Source organism: Nodularia sp. UHCC 0506 (assembly GCF_034931045.1).
In the GTDB taxonomy this organism is placed as follows: domain Bacteria; phylum Cyanobacteriota; class Cyanobacteriia; order Cyanobacteriales; family Nostocaceae; genus Nodularia.
In genome coordinates this window covers 1-18,461 of sequence record NZ_JAYGHH010000008.1, presented here as the reverse complement: position 1 = coordinate 18,461, position 18,461 = coordinate 1, and the positions used below count along the sequence as shown (strand labels likewise).

At 36.2% G+C, this 18,461-nt stretch carries 6 protein-coding genes and 1 pseudogene; 3 read left to right on the top strand and 4 right to left on the bottom strand.

The genetic code is table 11. From position 1 onward, the window contains the following. The first annotated feature begins 51 nt into the window (after nt 1-51). The gene (locus VB654_RS07825) at nt 52-5,577 is read left to right on the top strand and encodes an SDR family NAD(P)-dependent oxidoreductase (protein WP_323213112.1); all 5,526 of its coding nucleotides are present in this window, start codon (nt 52-54) and stop codon (nt 5,575-5,577) included. 92 nt (nt 5,578-5,669) lie between these two features. Here VB654_RS07825 and VB654_RS07820 read toward each other — a convergent pair whose 3' ends face one another. Beyond that, entirely contained in the window at nt 5,670-6,380 is a 711-nt protein-coding gene (locus tag VB654_RS07820) for a response regulator (RefSeq protein ID WP_323213111.1), read from the bottom strand. A gap of 134 nt (nt 6,381-6,514) precedes the next feature. Next, nucleotides 6,515-10,507 carry a PAS domain S-box protein gene (locus VB654_RS07815; protein WP_323213109.1) on the bottom strand — a complete coding sequence of 1,331 codons (3,993 nt, stop codon included), beginning with the start codon at nt 10,505-10,507 and terminating at the stop codon, nt 6,515-6,517. A gap of 911 nt (nt 10,508-11,418) precedes the next feature. On the opposite strand from VB654_RS07815, the gene VB654_RS07810 reads away from it, so the two are divergent. Continuing rightward, a complete protein-coding gene (locus VB654_RS07810) occupies nt 11,419-13,725 on the top strand; it encodes a histidine kinase dimerization/phospho-acceptor domain-containing protein (RefSeq protein WP_323213107.1) in 2,307 nt (768 codons plus the stop codon). Nucleotides 13,726-13,739: 14 nt separating this feature from the next. Further along, a complete protein-coding gene (locus tag VB654_RS07805) occupies nt 13,740-14,936 on the top strand; it encodes a hybrid sensor histidine kinase/response regulator (RefSeq protein WP_323213105.1) in 1,197 nt (398 codons plus the stop codon). Nucleotides 14,937-15,174: 238 nt separating this feature from the next. Here VB654_RS07805 and VB654_RS25215 read toward each other — a convergent pair. Continuing rightward, a pseudogene (locus tag VB654_RS25215) lies at nt 15,175-15,276 on the bottom strand (PEP-CTERM sorting domain-containing protein); the annotation flags it as partial. Nucleotides 15,277-16,559: 1,283 nt separating this feature from the next. Continuing rightward, nucleotides 16,560-18,281, bottom strand: coding sequence for an EAL domain-containing protein (locus tag VB654_RS07795; RefSeq protein WP_323213101.1), 1,722 nt, complete (start codon nt 18,279-18,281; stop codon nt 16,560-16,562). Nucleotides 18,282-18,461: the final 180 nt, after the last annotated feature.

Below are 18,461 nucleotides of genomic sequence, written 5' to 3'. Positions count from 1 at the left end.
TATACACTTTGTCAACTGTGGCTATCTTGGGGAATCAAACCTGATTTTCTCATGGGACATAGCGTTGGTGAATATGTAGCCGCTTGTATTGCTGGAGTTTTCAGTTTAGAAGATGGGTTAAAAATAATTGCCAACCGCGCCCGTTTAATGCAACAGCTACCCCAAGGTAAAATGGTAGCAGTAATAGCTGATGCCTCTCAAATAGAAAAATTAATATTACCCTATAACCAACAGGTTTCCATTGCCGCAATTAATGCACCTAATAATACAGTAATTTCCGGTGAAACCTCTGCAATTGAGCAAATTATCACCGTTTTAACAGCACAAGAAATTAAAAGCATACCTTTATCAGTTTCCCATGCTTTCCACTCACCCATGATGACAGAGATGTTAGAAGAATTTGAGGAAATTCTGCATACTATCAATTTTCATCCTCCTAAATATCAGATCATATCTAATGTTACTGGAAATTTAATCAATTCAGAAATTGCTACTCCTGAATATTGGTGTCGTCATATTTGTCAACCAGTCCAGTTCCTTCCAGGAATAGAAACTTTAATTCAGCAAGATTGTACTGTCTTTATAGAAATAGGTGCAAAGCCAACCTTACTACAAATGACACGTGCAATTATTGCCAATCAAGAGAAAAGCAATATAGAATTATTACCAACTTTGCAACTAGGGCAACAAGATTGGCAAATTATACTATCAAGTATAGCCGCACTTTATACAAAAGGAGTAAAATTTAATTGGCATGGCTTTGAGCAAAATTATCAGCGCCAACGGATAGATTTACCAAATTATCCGTTTCAGAGAAAGCGGTATTGGGTAGATATCAATTCAAAAAATAACAACTCTTATTCAACCACCAATAATAGCATACATCCCTTATTAGGACAAAAATTAAACTTAGCTAAATCTAGTAATATATATTTTCAACAACAACTATCTGATAGTTATCCTGTCTATCTCCAACACCATCGCGTATTTAACCAAGTTATCTTACCTGGGGCGGCATATTTGGAAATGGCGTTGGCTGCGGGGAAAGAAATATTTAAAGATAATAAATTTTATTTAGAAACTATTTCCTTTCAACAACCTTGTATTTTAAATCCAGATAATTCCAGAAATATACAACTTATCCTCAACAATAATCAGGAATTTGAAATAGTCAGTGCCGAAATTAACCCAGTAGAAAATAACTGGATAACTCATGCTACTGGTAAAATAAAACCTCACAATCATATTCCTCAAAATCAGGTTATTAATTTTATAGAACTGCAAAATCAATTGACTAAAATTACAGATATTGCTGACTTCTATGAAAATCTCAAACAAGTAGGAATTGATTATGGTGAAACCTTCCAAGCTATTACCCAAATTTGGCATCATCAAAACCAAGCATTAGCCGAAATTCATTTACCAATAACTTGTAGTTGCCGTTATAATTATCAATTTCACCCTATTGTTTTAGATGCTTGCTTGCAAACAATAGCTGCTATATTTTACCAACAAAATACCCCCTATATTTATTTACCCATTGGTGTAGATAAATTGAAACTTTGGCAATCCATTGGCGAAAAAGTTTGGAGTTTAGTGAAATTAATTCCTCAACAGACAACCTCCCCAATTTTAATCGCTGATATCCAAATTTTCACCCCAGATGGTCAATTAATTGCTGCAATATCAGGATTACAACTCAAAGCAATAGAATCACAAAATCTCTTAGAGTGGAAAAACTGGTTATATGAAATTGAATGGCGACTTCAACCGTTAATTATTAATTATACATCTGATTCTTCTCTGACTTCTCCCGTAGAGATTGCCGAAAAAATAGCACCTCAATTTACTCAACTTTTAACAACAGATGAAATTCAACGTTATGCCCAATTTCTGCCAAAATTAGAAAAACTAAGTCTTGCATATATTATCCAAGCACTGCAAACTTTTAGTTCATTCTCACCACAAAAGGGACAAGTCGCACCACAATATCAACAATTATATACACATTTATCTACCCTACAAAAGCAGAGTGAACAAAATTTTGAAAATCCGCAAAATCTCCAAACAGAACTAACCATACAATACCCAGAAACAACAGCCGAATTAACTTTAATAGAACGTTGTGGGACAAACTTAGCTAAAGTTTTACGGGGAGAATGTAATCCTTTAGAGATATTATTCCCCAACGGAGACTTAACAACCCTTACCCAATTATATCAAAATTCTCCTGGTGCAAAGGTAATGAATACTTTAGTACAGCAAGCGGTAAACTCAGCTTTAGAAAAATTACCACCAGGGGAAAAGGTGCGAATTGTAGAAATTGGTGCTGGTACTGGAGGAACCACAGCTTATGTGTTACCACAACTCGCTAACAAATCTGTAGAGTATGTATTTACAGATATTTCCCCTGTGTTTATAGCAAAAGCACGTCAGCAATTTTCAGATTATGGGTTTGTGAGTTACCAAACCCTAAATATTGAACAGTCTTTAGCAAATCAAGATTTTAATGATCATAGTTTTGATATAGTAATTGCGGCTAATGTTTTACACGCAACCGAGAATTTAACCGACGCAGTTACTAATATTAAATCCTTACTTAAAAATCAGGGGTTGCTAATACTTCTAGAAGGTACTCGCCCCAGTGCTTGGATAGATTTGATTTTCGGTTTAACTGAAGGTTGGTGGCGTTTTCAAGATAAAGATTTACGTCCTCATCATCCCCTGATTTCTACGTCTAGTTGGAAAAAATTACTACAAACCAATGGGTTTGCCAACGTTGTTAATATTACTCCTGACGCAATTCTCCCAGAAGTCTTAGCCGAACAAAGTGTAATTGTCTCGCAATTCATCAGAGAAATTAAAAGCCTCAAAGAATGGTTAATTATTGCAGATATACCAGAATTGGCAACAGGTATCGCCCAACAATTACAATTGCAACAGAAATCTGCTATTACCCTTAAACTCTCTGATAATATTCGAGAATTTCTCCATCAACCATCTTCTCAGTCTATCAAACACATTATTTATATCGCTGGTTGTCAAGACAATATAAATGAATGTAATCATGTTCTTCACCTCATCCAAACTCTCATTCAAATCCAACATTACCCTATTAATCTCTGGTTAGTGACTCAAAATGCTGTCAATCCTCACACTATCACCGGATTAAGTCAGTCTTCTTTATGGGGTATGGGCAAAGTAATCAGTTTAGAACACCCAGAATTAAATTGTCGCTGTGTTGATTTAGACCCTACACAAGAACTGATTACTCAAATTCAAAACCTCGTTACCGAAATTACTCATCCTGGGGAAGAAAAACAAATTTCCCTACACACATCTGGACGCAAGGTAGCAAGATTAACTCGTTTTACCGATGAAAGTCTTCCCAATCAACCATACCATTTAACAATTAGCAAACGCGGTGTGCTTGCATCTTTAAAATGGCAACCTTTCCCCCGTCGTCAACCCCAAGCTGGAGAGGTAGAAATTCAGGTAAAAGCCACAGGATTAAATTTTATTGATGTTCTGGATGCTTTGGGATTATTGCCTTTTGAACGTAACTGGTTTGGAGTGGAATGTGCTGGGGAGGTTGTCGCCGTTGGTGAGGGTGTAACTCAGTTCGCTGTCGGTGATGCTGTGCTGGCTTTGGCTGCTGATAGTTTTAGTCAATATGTGACAACTAATGCCAATTATGTGATTGCTAAACCGAATTTGTGGAGTTTTGCCGCCGCAGCGACAATTCCTGCCAATTTCCTCACTGCTGCATATAGTTTGTGGGAAGTTGGAAAAATTCAACCGGGACAACGCATCCTCATTCACGCGGCGACTGGAGGAACAGGGATGGCAGCTTTACAAATTGCCCAAGCAGCTGGTTTAGAAGTTTTCGCTACAGCTAGTCCGGGGAAATGGGAGACTTTACGCGCTTTCGGTATCCAGCATATTTTTAACTCTCGTACCTTAAATTTTGCTGAGGAAATTCCAGAAATCACCCACGGCGAAGGGGTGGATATTGTGTTTAACTCCCTGTCTGGTGAGTTCATTCCTGCGAGTTTATCGGTACTCAAACCTCAAGGACAATTTATCGAAATTGGGAAACGGGGCGTTTGGAATGCACAACAAGTGGCTCAAGTCAAGCCCCAAGTTTCTTATCATCTAGTGGATTTGATGAGTGTTGCTCAACAAGAACCAGAGAAAATTCAAACTTTGTTGCATCGTCTGATGGAGAAGTTTAACACGGGAGAAGTGCGTTGGTCTCCGACCGACCGTAGGTCATCGCTTCCTCAAACTATTTTCCCCGCTACCAAAATAGTAGAAGCATTACAGATGATGCAACAAGCTAAACATATCGGTAAAATCATCATTACCTACACACCAACTGAGTTCATAAAACCCCAAGCTACCTATTTAATTACAGGGGGAATGGGCGGTTTAGGTTTGCGTGTGGCACGTTGGCTAGTGGAAAAAGGTGCAAAATATCTTGTGCTTTTAGGACGTAACCAGCCAAATACAGAAGCAGAAGCACAAATTCAAGCTTTAGCAGCAGCCGGCGCTACAATTATTACTACTCAGGTTGATGTGAGCCAAAAAGCAGAATTAGCCGCAGTTCTGGCAGACATTCAGCAAAATTATCCACCTTTACGTGGTGTGATTCATGCCGCCGGAGTTTTAGATGATGGGGTTTTGCAGCAATTAAATTTAGAAAGATTGCAGGGTGTCATGAGTCCCAAAGTTACTGGGGCTGAGAATCTACATCTATTAACCCAAAACATTCCTCTGGATTATTTTATCATGTTTTCCTCGGCAGCTTCTCTACTGGGTTCTCCAGGACAGGCAAATCACGTAGCTGCAAATACATTTTTGGATGCTTTAGCCCAATATCGCCGTCATCAGGGATTACCAGCATTGAGTATAAATTGGGGTGTATGGTCTGATATTGGGGCAGCGACTCAAGGCAAAATTGCCGAGCAGATGAGTTTGCGTGGTATCAGTGGAATTACGCCAAATCAAGGTATAGATATTTTAGAATTTCTCCTCACCCAATCTTCCGCACAGGTAGGAGTAATTCCTGTGAATTGGTCAGAACTTCTCAAACAAAGATTTCATTCGCCTTTTTTTGGCGATTTTTACCATCAAAGTCCATCAAATTCTCATCAAAATCAAACTGCTCAATTAATACAGCAAATCCAATCTTTAGGCGTAAAAGAACGTATTTTATACTTAAAAAATTATCTACAAATAGAAGTTAGTCAAGTCTTAGGTTCTTCTTCTTCTCAATTACCTGATGTAGAGTTAGGGTTTTTTGATATGGGTATGGATTCACTGATGATGGTAGAGTTACGCAGTCGTTTAGAAGCAGGTTTAAACCAAACAATTTCTTCGACAGTATTGTTTGAGCATCCCCATATTAATGCTCTAGCTGAATATATTGCTACGGAGTTGTTAGCGCCAGATAGTGTAATTTCCCCAAGCATTGCACAGAAGTGTCTCACCCCTGGAGATGATTTTTCCTCTGAAGAGAGTGTGGGATTATCTATCACAGCAGAATTAGAAGCTTTAGAAGCTCTATTAGACTGACTATCTGCTAAAAATGATCGGCTGACTATTATTAGCAGCAAAGCCCAGAATTCCTGGATCTCACTATGGTATCAAACAAGATACCGTTACTATCACAGTAATTTGTAATTTCGCAGCAACTTTGTATTTTCAGCAGTTAGTAATTCCTGTAAGCTATTAACTTCCTTTAATATCTCCATTTCTTTGGTGTATGCTTCTTTTAAAATTAACAGATATTTATCCCGATCTTCCTCATTTTCTGCCTGTTTAAGCATATAAATTGCCATATTAATGCTAGAAAGCGGATTGCGTAAGTCTTCCGAGAATTTCTCTAAGACATTACCTCGGATTTCTGCCAGTTCCTGGGAGTTTTGCAATTCAGTACGATTTTTTTTAATTTCTTGTTGTAGTACTTCTGACTTATGAAACTCTTTCAAATATGCCTGATTTGAAATTGAATGTCTTTCTAAACGTGCCTTAACTGCTTGTAAGATTTCACAAGGTTCAAAGGGTTTGGTAATATAATCATCAGCCCCTAACCCCATCCCTTGACGCAAATCATTACGTTCAGCTTTAGCAGTGAGAAAAATTAGGGGGATATCAGCAGATTTATAATCTTTTCGGAGTTCTGTTAGTACCTCATAGCCACTTAAACCTGGCATCATAATGTCACAGATAATCAAATCAGGATTTTTGCTTTTAGCTAACTGTAAACCGATTTTACCGTCGGTGGCAGTAATAACAGAAAAATCTTCTAGTTCTAAAATTTCTTGAAGATTTAACAAAATTTGATTTTCATCTTCAATTACTAAAATTAAACTCATAACTAAAAAAGTATCCTATAAATAGTGGTTTACCGTTGAATCCTATAGACTTACCCGATAATTAGGTTTTTACTCTGCTCCTGTTTGGATAGAGACAGAATGTCTCGCATACCAACGAGAATTGCTATATAGATTTATTTATGAGTATTATCAGCAAATTTTTGGACAAAAGTCCCAGATTGTAAGGGAATTGTCACAATAAATGTCGTCCCCATACCCACTTGGCTATTCACAGCAATTGAGCCTTTGTGTAAATCAATACATTTAGCCACGATTGATAACCCTAAGCCTGTACCGGGAATATTGCCTACATTTTGGGCGCGGTGAAAAGATTCAAACAATTTCACTTGGTCTGCTTCGGGAATACCAATACCTTGATCTTGAACATTAAAAATTACATTTTGTGCTTTAATATTCAATTCAAATTTGACTATAGCATTGTGGGGTGAATATTTAATAGCATTGGAAAGTAAATTGCTCAGGATTTGCCGCAGTAGTTTTTTATCAAAATTGCCACTTGCGTTACCTTGGAAATGACTAGAAAAAACAATTTTATGATTGGGCGCACTCAATTCTATTTCTTCAGTCAGTTGTTGACAGAAAGGAATTAAATTTAGAGGCGTAGGCTCAAAAGCTAAATTTCCTGTTTCTGCTTTATTAATTAATAAAATATCATCTAATAGCTGTGTTGTATGTTTGACATAGGTTTGAATACAATCTAAATGTTTTTTCTTTTTGGTGTCATCAAGTTTATGACCAAAATCTTTTAAAATGCCGGCTGAAGAGGTAATTACAGTTAAAGGTGTGCGAAATTCGTGGGAAGTCATAGATACAAAACGCGACTTAAGTTCACCCAGTTCTTTTTCTCGCTCTAAGGCTTTAGAAATTTCCTGTTCGGCTCGCTTACGTTCTGTAATATCAGTTAATACTCCAAGAATTTGATAAGCTTTGCCATCATTCGCAATCAAAGGTGATTTAATGGTTTGGAAATAGCGAGTTTCTCCAGTTACAGTGATAATTTTTATTTCAGGTATGATATAAGGTTTTAACGTAGTTATTACTTCCTGATTTATTGAGTTTAAGTATGCCAAATCATCGGCATTAGAGTTAAAATATGTATAATTTTTACCAATTAATTCTGCAACTGTTGTTCCATAAATATCTGCAAAAGCTTGATTGGCTAAAACAAATCTCCCCTGCAAATCTTTAACATAAATAAGATTAGGATTAGTATCAATAACCTGGCGAAGAAAACTTTGACTTTGTTCAATAGCAACAGTGGATTTTTTGCTCTCTGTGATATCTTCTGCAATACCAACTATTCTGTAAACTTCCCCCATTTGATTTGTGAGAGGAAAGGCTTGATCCCGAATCCAACGCATAGAACCATCAGGTCTAATAATACGATATTCGATATCAAAGCCTTGTTTTTTATTCTGCATTGCCATAAAAAATGGCTGTTTATCATCAGCATATATGCTATCTATAAAAGATTTAGGATTTTCATAAAGACTTTGACAAGAACAACCCCAAATTTCTTCATAAGCAGGACTGATATAGATCATTGTTGATGTTTCTGGGTCAGTCATCCAGAAAACTTGGTTGAGATTTTCTGCCAATTGACGGAATTTCTGTTCACTCTCTTGGAGGTCAGATTGTATTTTTTTGCGATTAGTAATATCGTTACGGATGGCTAAATACTGCCAAGGCTTGCCAGTTTTATCTATAAAAGGAACGATGATTGTATCTACCCAATAACAAGTTCCATCTTTAGCCTTATTTTTAAGTTCTCCACGCCAAACTTGGCCTTTGGTAATGGTTGACCATAGTTTTTGAAAATATTCTGAAGAGTGATAACCAGAATTAATGATTTTATGGGTACTACCAATTAGTTCTGTTTGGGAATATTGTGAAATTTGACAGAATTGATCATTGGCATAGGTAATTTTGCCCTTGGAGTCTGTAATAGCAACAATTGCAGATTGATCTAAAGCATATTTGAAGTCTGACAATTCCAAAAGTAATTTTTGTAGTTGGAGTTCAGCTTGTTTACTTTCAGTAATGTCTCGGCAAACACAAATTAACTCCCCATCTTGAGTCATGGTTAGTGATATTTCTTCATGAAAGATGCTACCATCATTTCGTCTTGCTATGGCTTCTCCTTGCCAGCAACCTTCCTGCATCAAGATAGGGAAAACCTCCTGTTGAAACCGTTGTATTTCCTCTGGAGGATATATTTCTTGCCAGGTTTTACCAATTAATTCTTTTGCATCATTATATCCAAATAACTGGACATGGGATTTATTTAAAAATGTATATTTGTCATCTTTTAAAATGGCAATACCATCAATAGTTGCTTCAATAGCAGTTAATTGTTTTTGGAGAATTTGTTCAACTCGTTGACGTTCTTGAATTTCTAAGAGTAAATCCTCATTAATTTGCTCTAGTTCTGCTGTTCGTTCAGCGATCCGGATTTCTAATTCTTCATTAAGTTTTTTGAGTGCTACTTCTGCTTGAGTACGTTGTAGTTCTGAAGCAACTTGCATAGAAAAAATTTTCATAATTTCACTCATGAATTCAATATCATGCAGAGGATGACGACTGAGTACAGCGAGTATTCCTATTGATTGACCAGTAGAATCATAAATAGGCATTCCCATATAACTTTCTGCTTGCATATCTCTCAGCTTGGGATCTAAGGGAAATTCCCTCTGTACTTGAGAGGGATAAATACAAACACACTGATGAGAGTTACGAAGTGTATTGTAATAAGGATTATCCAGGAAAGAACATTCAAAGTTTTCTACAATTTCTCCATTTGCCCAAACTGCTACAGTTTCCATGTAATCAGTTTTGTTATTTACTAACTGAGCAACAATGGCATAGTCAACTGCTAAGGCTTTGCTTAAATACTGCACTAAGGAATGGAAAAAAACTTCTCCTGTTTGTGTCGAAACTCCTAGCGCAATATTCCGTAAGGCTTCCTCCATACGCTGACGTTTTAAAAGTTCCTTTTGTGCTTGTTCATAAAGTTGAGATTGTTGAATAGCGATCGCAATTTGGGTAGATAATTTTTCTAGTAATTCAACTTCTAAAGTTTTCCAACATCGGGGTTGGGAACATTGATGAGCGCAAAGCAACCCCCAAAGCTGTTCATGATAGACAATTGGTACAATTAAATTGGCGTAAATTTCTGCTTTTTCTAAAAGTTCGATATGACAATCAGCCAGCCCAGCAGCATAAATATCCTCAATCTTTCGCACCCTGCCATTGGTATAGGGTTCTACCCAATTTATACCAAAGCATGGATCATGAATAACACGACCAAAAAGAGAAGTTTTTTCTGGTGCTAAGGATTCAGCAACAATTCTCCCACTCCATTCTGGTTCAAATTGGTAAATTACTACCCGATCTGTTTGCAAATAACCCCGAATTTCCGAGACAGCACTTTGGAGAATAGATTCTAGATCCAAGGAGTTACGAATTTTGTAAGAGAAGGTAGCTAGGAGTTTATCTGCATTTGCCTGTTCTATTAATTTTAAGGTGCGTTCCTGAACTTGCATTTCTAGTTTTGTATTTTGCTTTTGCAAAATATCAACTTTTTCTGCTTCTAATTGATAGATTTTTTGCTGTAAAAAATTAATATTTTCATACATATCCAGTAAATCAAGAGAATAAAGTATACTGATTTGGGTGATAAAACCTACAATATGATTCTGATCATCAACAACAGTTAGATGACTAATTTTGTATTGACGAAACAAACTCAGAATCACGAAAATATTAGTAAATTGTGATTTTTTAATAGTTACTGGATTTTTAACCATTACTTCTGCTAGAGTTACTTGTTCCAGATTCAGCCCCATTGCTGTACATCTAACAATCTCTCTTTCTGTGAATATGCCAACTAATTTCTCATTTTTAACTACTAGAATACAACTAGCTTGTTCTGCATGATTCAATATTTCTGCATCTGATTGCACCAATGCTAAGTTAAGATGACAAGTTTCACGAACTTGACTCATGAAGCGGACAGCTTCAATCACCGGAGTTTCGGCAGGAAGTTTTAAAGGAGAATTTAAAATAATTCGCTCTATATCTGAGATAGAAAAAGATTTGCTAGACATACTTTCCACTTATCTCCGAATGTTTTATTTAGAACTGATACAATGTGTAAATTCATCCTTATTTTTTGATTTTATAATGTATTAAACTTACAGATTAGAATTTTTAATGAATGCAATCAATATATGTAACCAAGTAAATTAAATTTAAAAATTCAAGCTACGTAACTAAAATGTACAATTAAAAAATGTCTGGAAAATAAGTGATCTGATGATTTTAATAAAACTACATATACTTCAATTTTATGCCCTGAATTATTTACTAATTTTTATTAACTCGCAGATCATGATTTTAACATTTTTAGCGGGATTTGAGTATATAATTATAAATGCTAGGTAAGTAAGTGTAAATAAACCTAACTATGTAGCAGAATGTAAAACGCTCAACATACTTGTATATTGCTAAAACTACACTAACAAAGAGTGTCACTACTTCGGATCTTTTGCTTCATTCCACTATGGCTACAGGGCTTGACTCTAGGCTACGCTTCAAGCGGATCTTACGCCTACGGCATACTACGTAAACGCTTTAGCGATACTTCCACTCGCAGTGACATAGATTGAAATTTGCAAGCCGACATATTTATTGCGAATATTGCTGTTTTATTTTTTTATAAGCCACCTCTAATATTAGTATTTTTGCGCTCATGGTTAATAATAACCATAACAGTAATGAAGTGGGTGGTTAATAGTAGAAATACTAAAGAATGGTGTCTATTTGGGAACAGTATTACCACTTAGAATTGATGAGTAGGTTACATCTTGATATTCTACAAAACTTACAGTAAGTTGTGTATTATTTCATTTCATATTTAGATATTTCTCAATACAGAAAAAAATAGTTATGTACAACAAACAATAAGTAACAAATCTTACATATTACAATATAAAAATAAGTATTTTTGAGGACAGGTATGAGTATTAGAAATAAAATTATTTATGGATATAGTGTAGCTCTAGGAATAGCACTAGGGGGAACTATCATAGGCTTAACTGTAGGTAACTATTATCAACAGCAAGCTTTACAAGCCAGTCAAATAGCTTCAAAAGAGCGTAACCTTCTGAGTACATTGCAGGTTAATATTTTGTACAATCGGCCAGCAAAGCAATTGTCACCATATTTACAAAATCCCCAAGACTTTGAGCGCGAAAGTAGCAATTTAATTAATCGGGTACAAAAAGTCCGATTACTTCTGAATAGTCACAATAATTCAGATCAACCAGTCACAATAGAAGAATTACAACTTTTACTAGAAAAATATGAAATTACTGTTAGTAAATTTGAATATAGTCTACGTAAATTTACAGAAAAAGTTCAGCCATTCACGGCTATTCCAGAGAAAGCAGCAAAATCAGAAAAGTTAATCGTTGCATTAATTAAAAGTCCTGAATTCGTTCAGTTTATCGAATTTCCAGACCAGTTAATAAATTTCTATCACCTGTTAACTAAAAAACAAGTGGAGGCAGAATTAGCTCTTATTCAAGCTGAAGAATTACGCACCCAAATTATTATTATTGGGCTAGGGCTATCAATTGCAATCTGTTGTATTTTGACATTCTACACCAGTAGAGCGATCGCACTTCCCATTCAGTCCATAACCAAAATCGCTCAACAAGTCACGCGGGAATCCAATTTTGACCTGCAATTACCAACAGATATTAAAGGTGAAATGGGTATACTAGCTACCTCTTTAAATCAACTTATTCAACGAGTTAAACAACTTCTACAAGAACAGCAAGAATATACTAACCAATTAGAAGCAGCCAAGGAACTAGCAGATACAGCTAATCAAGCCAAAAGCGAGTTTCTCGCCAACATGAGCCATGAATTACGTACACCCTTAAATGGCATTTTAGGCTATGCTCAAATTTTGAATCGCACACAACTTAGCGAGGAACAACAACGGGGAGTTGATGTAATTTATCAATGTGGCGCTCATTTACTCACCCTCATTAACGATGTTCTCGATCTTGCCAAAATCGAAGCTCGGAAAATGGTAATTTACCCCGTGCCTTGTTATTTACCATCTTTATTACAAGGAGTGGTAGAAGTCGCACGCATCAAAGCCGAGCAAAAGAGCCTATCTTTTATTTATGAAGCACCAGAAAATTTACCATTGGGAGTCATCTTAGATGAAAAACGGGTGAGACAAATTTTACTTAATATCTTAGGTAATGCCATTAAGTTTACAGATAGAGGAAAAGTTATCTTTAGGGTAATGGTGAGTGAAACAGAATTATTAACATCATCTACAAATACTGAATCTACGGTTATCAAGCTAAACTTTCAAATTCAAGATACAGGTATTGGCATGAATTCCGGTCAATTAGAACAAATTTTTCTACCCTTTGAACAAGTAGGAACATCTAAGCGACAAATAGAAGGAACTGGTTTAGGCTTAACAATCAGTAAAAATTTTGTAGAAATGATGGGTGGTAGTTTGGAAGTTAGTAGTCAATTAGGAATTGGTAGTTTATTTGAATTTGCAGTTCAATGTCCTTTAGCAAATAACTGGGCTAAAGCTAACACCTTCACAAACTTAGGTCAAATCGTGGGATATTCCGGCAAAGAAAGAAAAATTTTAGTAATTGATGATCGTTGGGAAAATCGCTCTGTACTGGTTAGTTTGCTTGCTCCTTTGGGTTTTATAGTCATAGAGGCTAACAATGGAGAAGAAGCTTTACAAAAGGCATGGGAAAATCCTCCTGACATTATGATTTCTCATTTAAAAATGCCAATTATGGATGGGTGGGAAATGCTCAAGCAATTACGTCAAATAGCCGAGCTAAAAAACACAATTGTCATAATTTCCTCTGCTAGTGTATTTGATAGCGATCGCCAAAAAAGTTTTGCCGCCGGTGGACAAGATTTTTTACCCAAACCAGTAGAAGCAGAAGAACTTTATCGGATGTTAGCCCAACATCTTCATCTGGAGTGGATTTATGCAGAGTTAGAAGTAACTAATCCTCAACCATCAGAGGAGAATACAAACACACAAATAGTGATTCCACCCGCATCTAATTTAAGTACATTAATGAAATATGCTATGCAAGGACAAATTAAGGAAATGCAGCAAGAGCTAGAAATGTTAGTTCAAGATACCGAAATTTATCGCCCCTTTGTAGATAAAATAGCTGTGATGCTGCGAGGTTATCAAATTGTCAAAGCCCGTGAGTTTCTGCGAAAAGTTATTAGTGAACAATCCCCAGAATCTAACTAAAGAACAAGTAACTTATGGAAAATTCACCTGAATGCGCCACCATTTTAGTAGTTGATGACAATTCTACTAATTTAGAAATTCTGGATCATGCCTTAAGTGTTGCAGGTTACAATGTGCGAGTTGAAGTAGAGGGGCTAAATGTAATCAAACAAGTCCATCTCAGTATTCCTGATTTAATTCTCCTAGATATTATGTTGCTTGATATCAGTGGATTTGAAGTTTGTCAGCAACTTCAAGCTGATCCTCTCACTCAGTCGATTCCGATAATTTTTATGACAGCTCTAGTTGATACTGTTGATAAGGTTAAAGGTTTGAGTTTAGGTGCTGTAGACTATATCACCAAGCCATTTCAGGAAGAAGAACTACTGGCTCGTATACGCACTCATTTGCATTTACGACAGTTAAGTAAAACTTTAGAAATCCAGAATCAGCAACTTATACAACTGACAGAGCAGTTAGAACATAAAGTTGCTGAACGGACAACAGAATTAAGTCAGGCTCTAGAAAGGGAAAAGGAATTAAGCCAATTAAAATCGCGGTTTATCACAATGGCATCCCATGAATTTCGTACACCTTTAGCGATTATTTCCTCATCATCAGGTATTTTGCAAAATTTTGGCGATCGCCTCAATGAAGGCAGAAAACAGGAACATCTACAAACAATTCAAACCACCATTAAGCATATCACCCAAATCCTTGATGATATATTGATGATTAACCGGGATGAATCTGAGAAGGTCAAGCTACATTTAGAATCATTAGATATCATCGCCTTCTGTTATGATCTCAAACAGGAAATAGAAACTAGTACAGCAGGGCGTAAAATAAATTTCTCCTTAGATTTAGGCCCAGAAGTTTTCAACAACTTGCTGATTATTAAGTTAGATAAAAAATTGTTACGGCAAATTCTCACTAATCTTCTTACTAATGCTATTAAGTATTCTCCTGATACTAATGTAGTTAACTTTAGTTTGACCAAAGAAAATAATCAACTGATATTTAAAATTAGTGATTCCGGTATCGGCATTCCTGACGCAGATCAAGCCAATTTATTTACACCTTTCCAAAGAGGATCTAACGTCGGCAAGATTTCTGGCACAGGTTTAGGATTGAGCATAATCAAAAAATGTGTTGATTTACACAAAGGAAAGATTAGCCTAGATAGTCGAGTGGGAGAGGGAACCACATTTACAGTTAGTATTCCTTTTTAAGAAGATAAATTAATACTAAAAAAGACCTAAAACAAAATCAAAAATTCAATAAAAATATGCCTTCTGATTCTTAAATACCTTGTTATGTCAGGACTGCACTTGACATCAAGGATTAATTTTCTATGCAGTGCTTCCGGCTATTATGACAAAAAAGAGGGGAAAACAAAAAACGATTATTTTCGAGAGATAGTGAATTAAATAATCAGCTGGATGTCACTTTTCCCCTCTGGGCATTTTATTACTCTTGGATCTGTTTGCGCTGAAGCATCGAACTTGCACCCATTGCACCCATAGCCAACAGACCTAATATAGAAGCGGGTTCGGGAACAGAAGTTGCTGGCCCTGATGATGGGAGTGATGCAGAACCCCATATTGAACTGGAAAGACCCGTAACATTTTGATTAAATGTACCCGATCCTGTTGTTGTATCAATAGCTATCTGCTTCCGATCAGAAGTGTAGCCATATAAACTTCCATTGTTGTCGAAAGCTAAACCGTATACAGAGTTAAAACCAATATTACCAATCTTGTTAGCTGTGCCATCTACAGCGATTGACCACAAGCTATCCCCCTGTGATGTGGCTAGAAATCTATCGTTCACAGAATCATATACTATATCGCCACTGCTCATGAAGCCAGCAATGTTAGATACCAAAGATGCAGCACCTGTTAAGGTATTGATGTTGTAGAAGTTGGAACCACCAGTTCCGTAGAGTGAATTACTAGTAGTAAATCCTAACCCATTCATATTCGATACACCCAGATTACCAATAAATGAGGATGTACTTGTGGTTGTGTTGACTTTATACAAGCTATTGAACGTGATACCGAAAATCTCTTCTGAATTAGATAAAGCTATATCAGTGAAGCTTGGTCCACTAGCAACTTCGGTGAACAATCCTGTCGTTTGATCAACGCTGCCAACTTTTCCATTGCCAGTAGAAACAAAAAAGGGTGCCGCCTGTGCTACAGATGTCTCTAAAGTAAGAATTGCTGCTCCAATCAAACCCATTGATAACTTTGTGATTAAGCTTGAGATAGCCATGATTCCGATTTTCCTCAAAAGTGAATGTTGATAGTGTAGATATTCAGAAGAGCGATGCGTTATATTGTTTGTTGAGATAAAAACTAGCTATGAATATATCTGCAAAACTGATTGAGATGGTTTTGCTCCGCGCTCGTTGATTTACCTTCACTAACAATCAGAATGTCATACCATCATGAGTCAGATCAATAGATTTGTGCTATTTTTATACAAAAAACATATTACTCTTTATCAGCAAATATACGTAAAACAGGGACTGCGATCGCCCTAAATCAGAGGTTTGCACGCCAATTAAAAGCAAAAATTTGTGTAAAGTTTTGATGAAGTTGCAATAATAACAGGCTTTAGAGAACTCCACAAAGAAGTTGATCCAAATTTCTGCAACTAAAATGACCTTTCCTCCCCCTGCTCCCCTGCTCTCAAAACGACGGGATATTTTTTTATTTGGAAGTCTCTTACCTATCGGGTATTGTTGCATGAGACAGCATCAGACCCAGGAGTTGCTGGAACGCCCTATCCTCGAAAACACAACAATTTTTGTTCACTTCAAGCTTTTGTCAGTAGCTTGTTTGAGAATTTTAATTCTTGACTAGTAAAAAAATCTTTAAGTCTTCTATTGCTAAAGGACGACTGAAAAAATAGCCTTGGATAACGGGACAGTGATTTTGTTGGAGCCAATTTAGCTCTTCATTAGTTTCTACCCCTTCGGCAATGATATTGATTTTAAAAGTATCTGCTAACTGAATTATACTTTTAACAATTGACTGTTTAGTGTGAAGCTTATCAATATTACTAATAAAATAGCGATCTATTTTTAAGTGACTAAAAGAAAATTCTTGGAGATATTTAAACGATGAGTACCCTGTACCAAAATCATCAATTGATAGCTTAACTCCATAACATCTTAGACCATTAATTTTGTTCTTCACTAATTCAATATCTTGAATAAATACAGTTTCAGTTAGTTCTAATTCTAATAGTTCCGGGTCGAAATTTGTATCAACAAGAATATCATTAATGCGTTGAATGAAATTTTCTTGTCTAAACTGACAGGCGGATATGTTGACAGCTACCTTTAACCTACCAAATCCTTCTGCCTGTAAATGTTTTAATTGTAAACAAACCGTTTTTATAATCCATTCTCCCAAGGGAATGATAAAGCCTGACTCTTCAGCAATAGGAATAAATTCTGCTGGGGAAATTATACCATATTCTGGGTGTTGCCAACGAATTAATGCTTCTAAACCAACAATTTTACCAGTCTTGATATTGAATAAAGGTTGATAATAAATCAAAAATTCATTTCTTGACAAAGCTTGCCAAAAGTCAGTTTCTAAAATAACTTTTCTAAAAACAATTTCGAGGATCTCTTGAGCATAAAAATGATAAGAATTTGTGTCATTGAATTTATAATGATCTAGAGTAACTTCTGCATGAGTCAGTAGTTCTCCTAGTTGCAAAGCATCCTGGGGATAACAAGCAATGCCAATTTTAGCTCTAACAGATATTTCCTGATTATTTAAAATAATAGGTTGTGATAAAATACTTAAAATTTGTTCAGCAATCTGAGCAGCTACTTTTCTATCCTGAATTGGATTGACAAATAGCGCTATTTGGTCTGTTTTTAAGTAAGCTATCAAGTCAATAATCTGATTGGGGGAGTTTAATTGATTTAATCTTTCCCCTACGGCTTTAATTAACAAGTGTCTTGAACTAGGAGCAAATAATAATTTAGTGGGATAGAGTATATCTATATCAATTAGTAACAAGGGCAAAAATTGACCCTGATTGTAAGCTTGAACACGGATTTGATTGAAATGCTCTTCTAAGAAAAATTGATTGGGTAAACCAGTTAAGCTATCATAACGAGCCAGATAATTGATATGAGTTTCCATCTGCTCAATCTGTTCTTTGTAACGTTGGGTAACAATCTGGCGTTTTTCTAGTTGAGTAGAAATTACCTGGAGAAGTTCATTGACATCAAACGGCTTAGTTAAATAGTCGTCTGCACCCATCCCCATTCCTTGACGCAGATTGGAGTGTTCTGCTTTAGAAGTCAGAAAAATAAACGGAATGTCCGCAGTCAATGGCTGTTGACGCAATGCTTTAATAAGTCCATATCCATCTAATCGTGGCATCATCAGATCACAAATAATCATATCTGGCTGATGTTGTTCTGCCATCTGTAACCCTTGCCATCCATCTTCGGCGGTGATGGTAGCATACCCCTGGAGGTCAAGAATTAGCTGAATATTTTCTCTAATTTGAGGCTCATCTTCAATGATCAGAATCGTATTCATATAGATTGGGTGAAATTTCAGACGGCTGGGTGAGTTAATCTTAGCGTCTCATTATCAACGATTTATAGTTCTTTGCGCTTCGTGAGAAATTCGGATGAATCTCAAAGCGCGAATTAGTTAATCCCACCTTTGAGCCACTGAGAGCCTTACCGTAATTGTACTACTAGTATATAGTTTCTT

Coding starts and splice junctions, on each gene's coding strand:
- VB654_RS07825 (WP_323213112.1), top strand. CDS start 52: ATGGGACATAGCGTTGGTGAATATGTAGCCGCTTGTATTGCTGGAGTT.
- VB654_RS07820 (WP_323213111.1), bottom strand. CDS start 6,380: ATGAGTTTAATTTTAGTAATTGAAGATGAAAATCAAATTTTGTTAAAT.
- VB654_RS07815 (WP_323213109.1), bottom strand. CDS start 10,507: ATGTCTAGCAAATCTTTTTCTATCTCAGATATAGAGCGAATTATTTTA.
- VB654_RS07810 (WP_323213107.1), top strand. CDS start 11,419: ATGAGTATTAGAAATAAAATTATTTATGGATATAGTGTAGCTCTAGGA.
- VB654_RS07805 (WP_323213105.1), top strand. CDS start 13,740: ATGGAAAATTCACCTGAATGCGCCACCATTTTAGTAGTTGATGACAAT.
- VB654_RS07795 (WP_323213101.1), bottom strand. CDS start 18,281: ATGAATACGATTCTGATCATTGAAGATGAGCCTCAAATTAGAGAAAAT.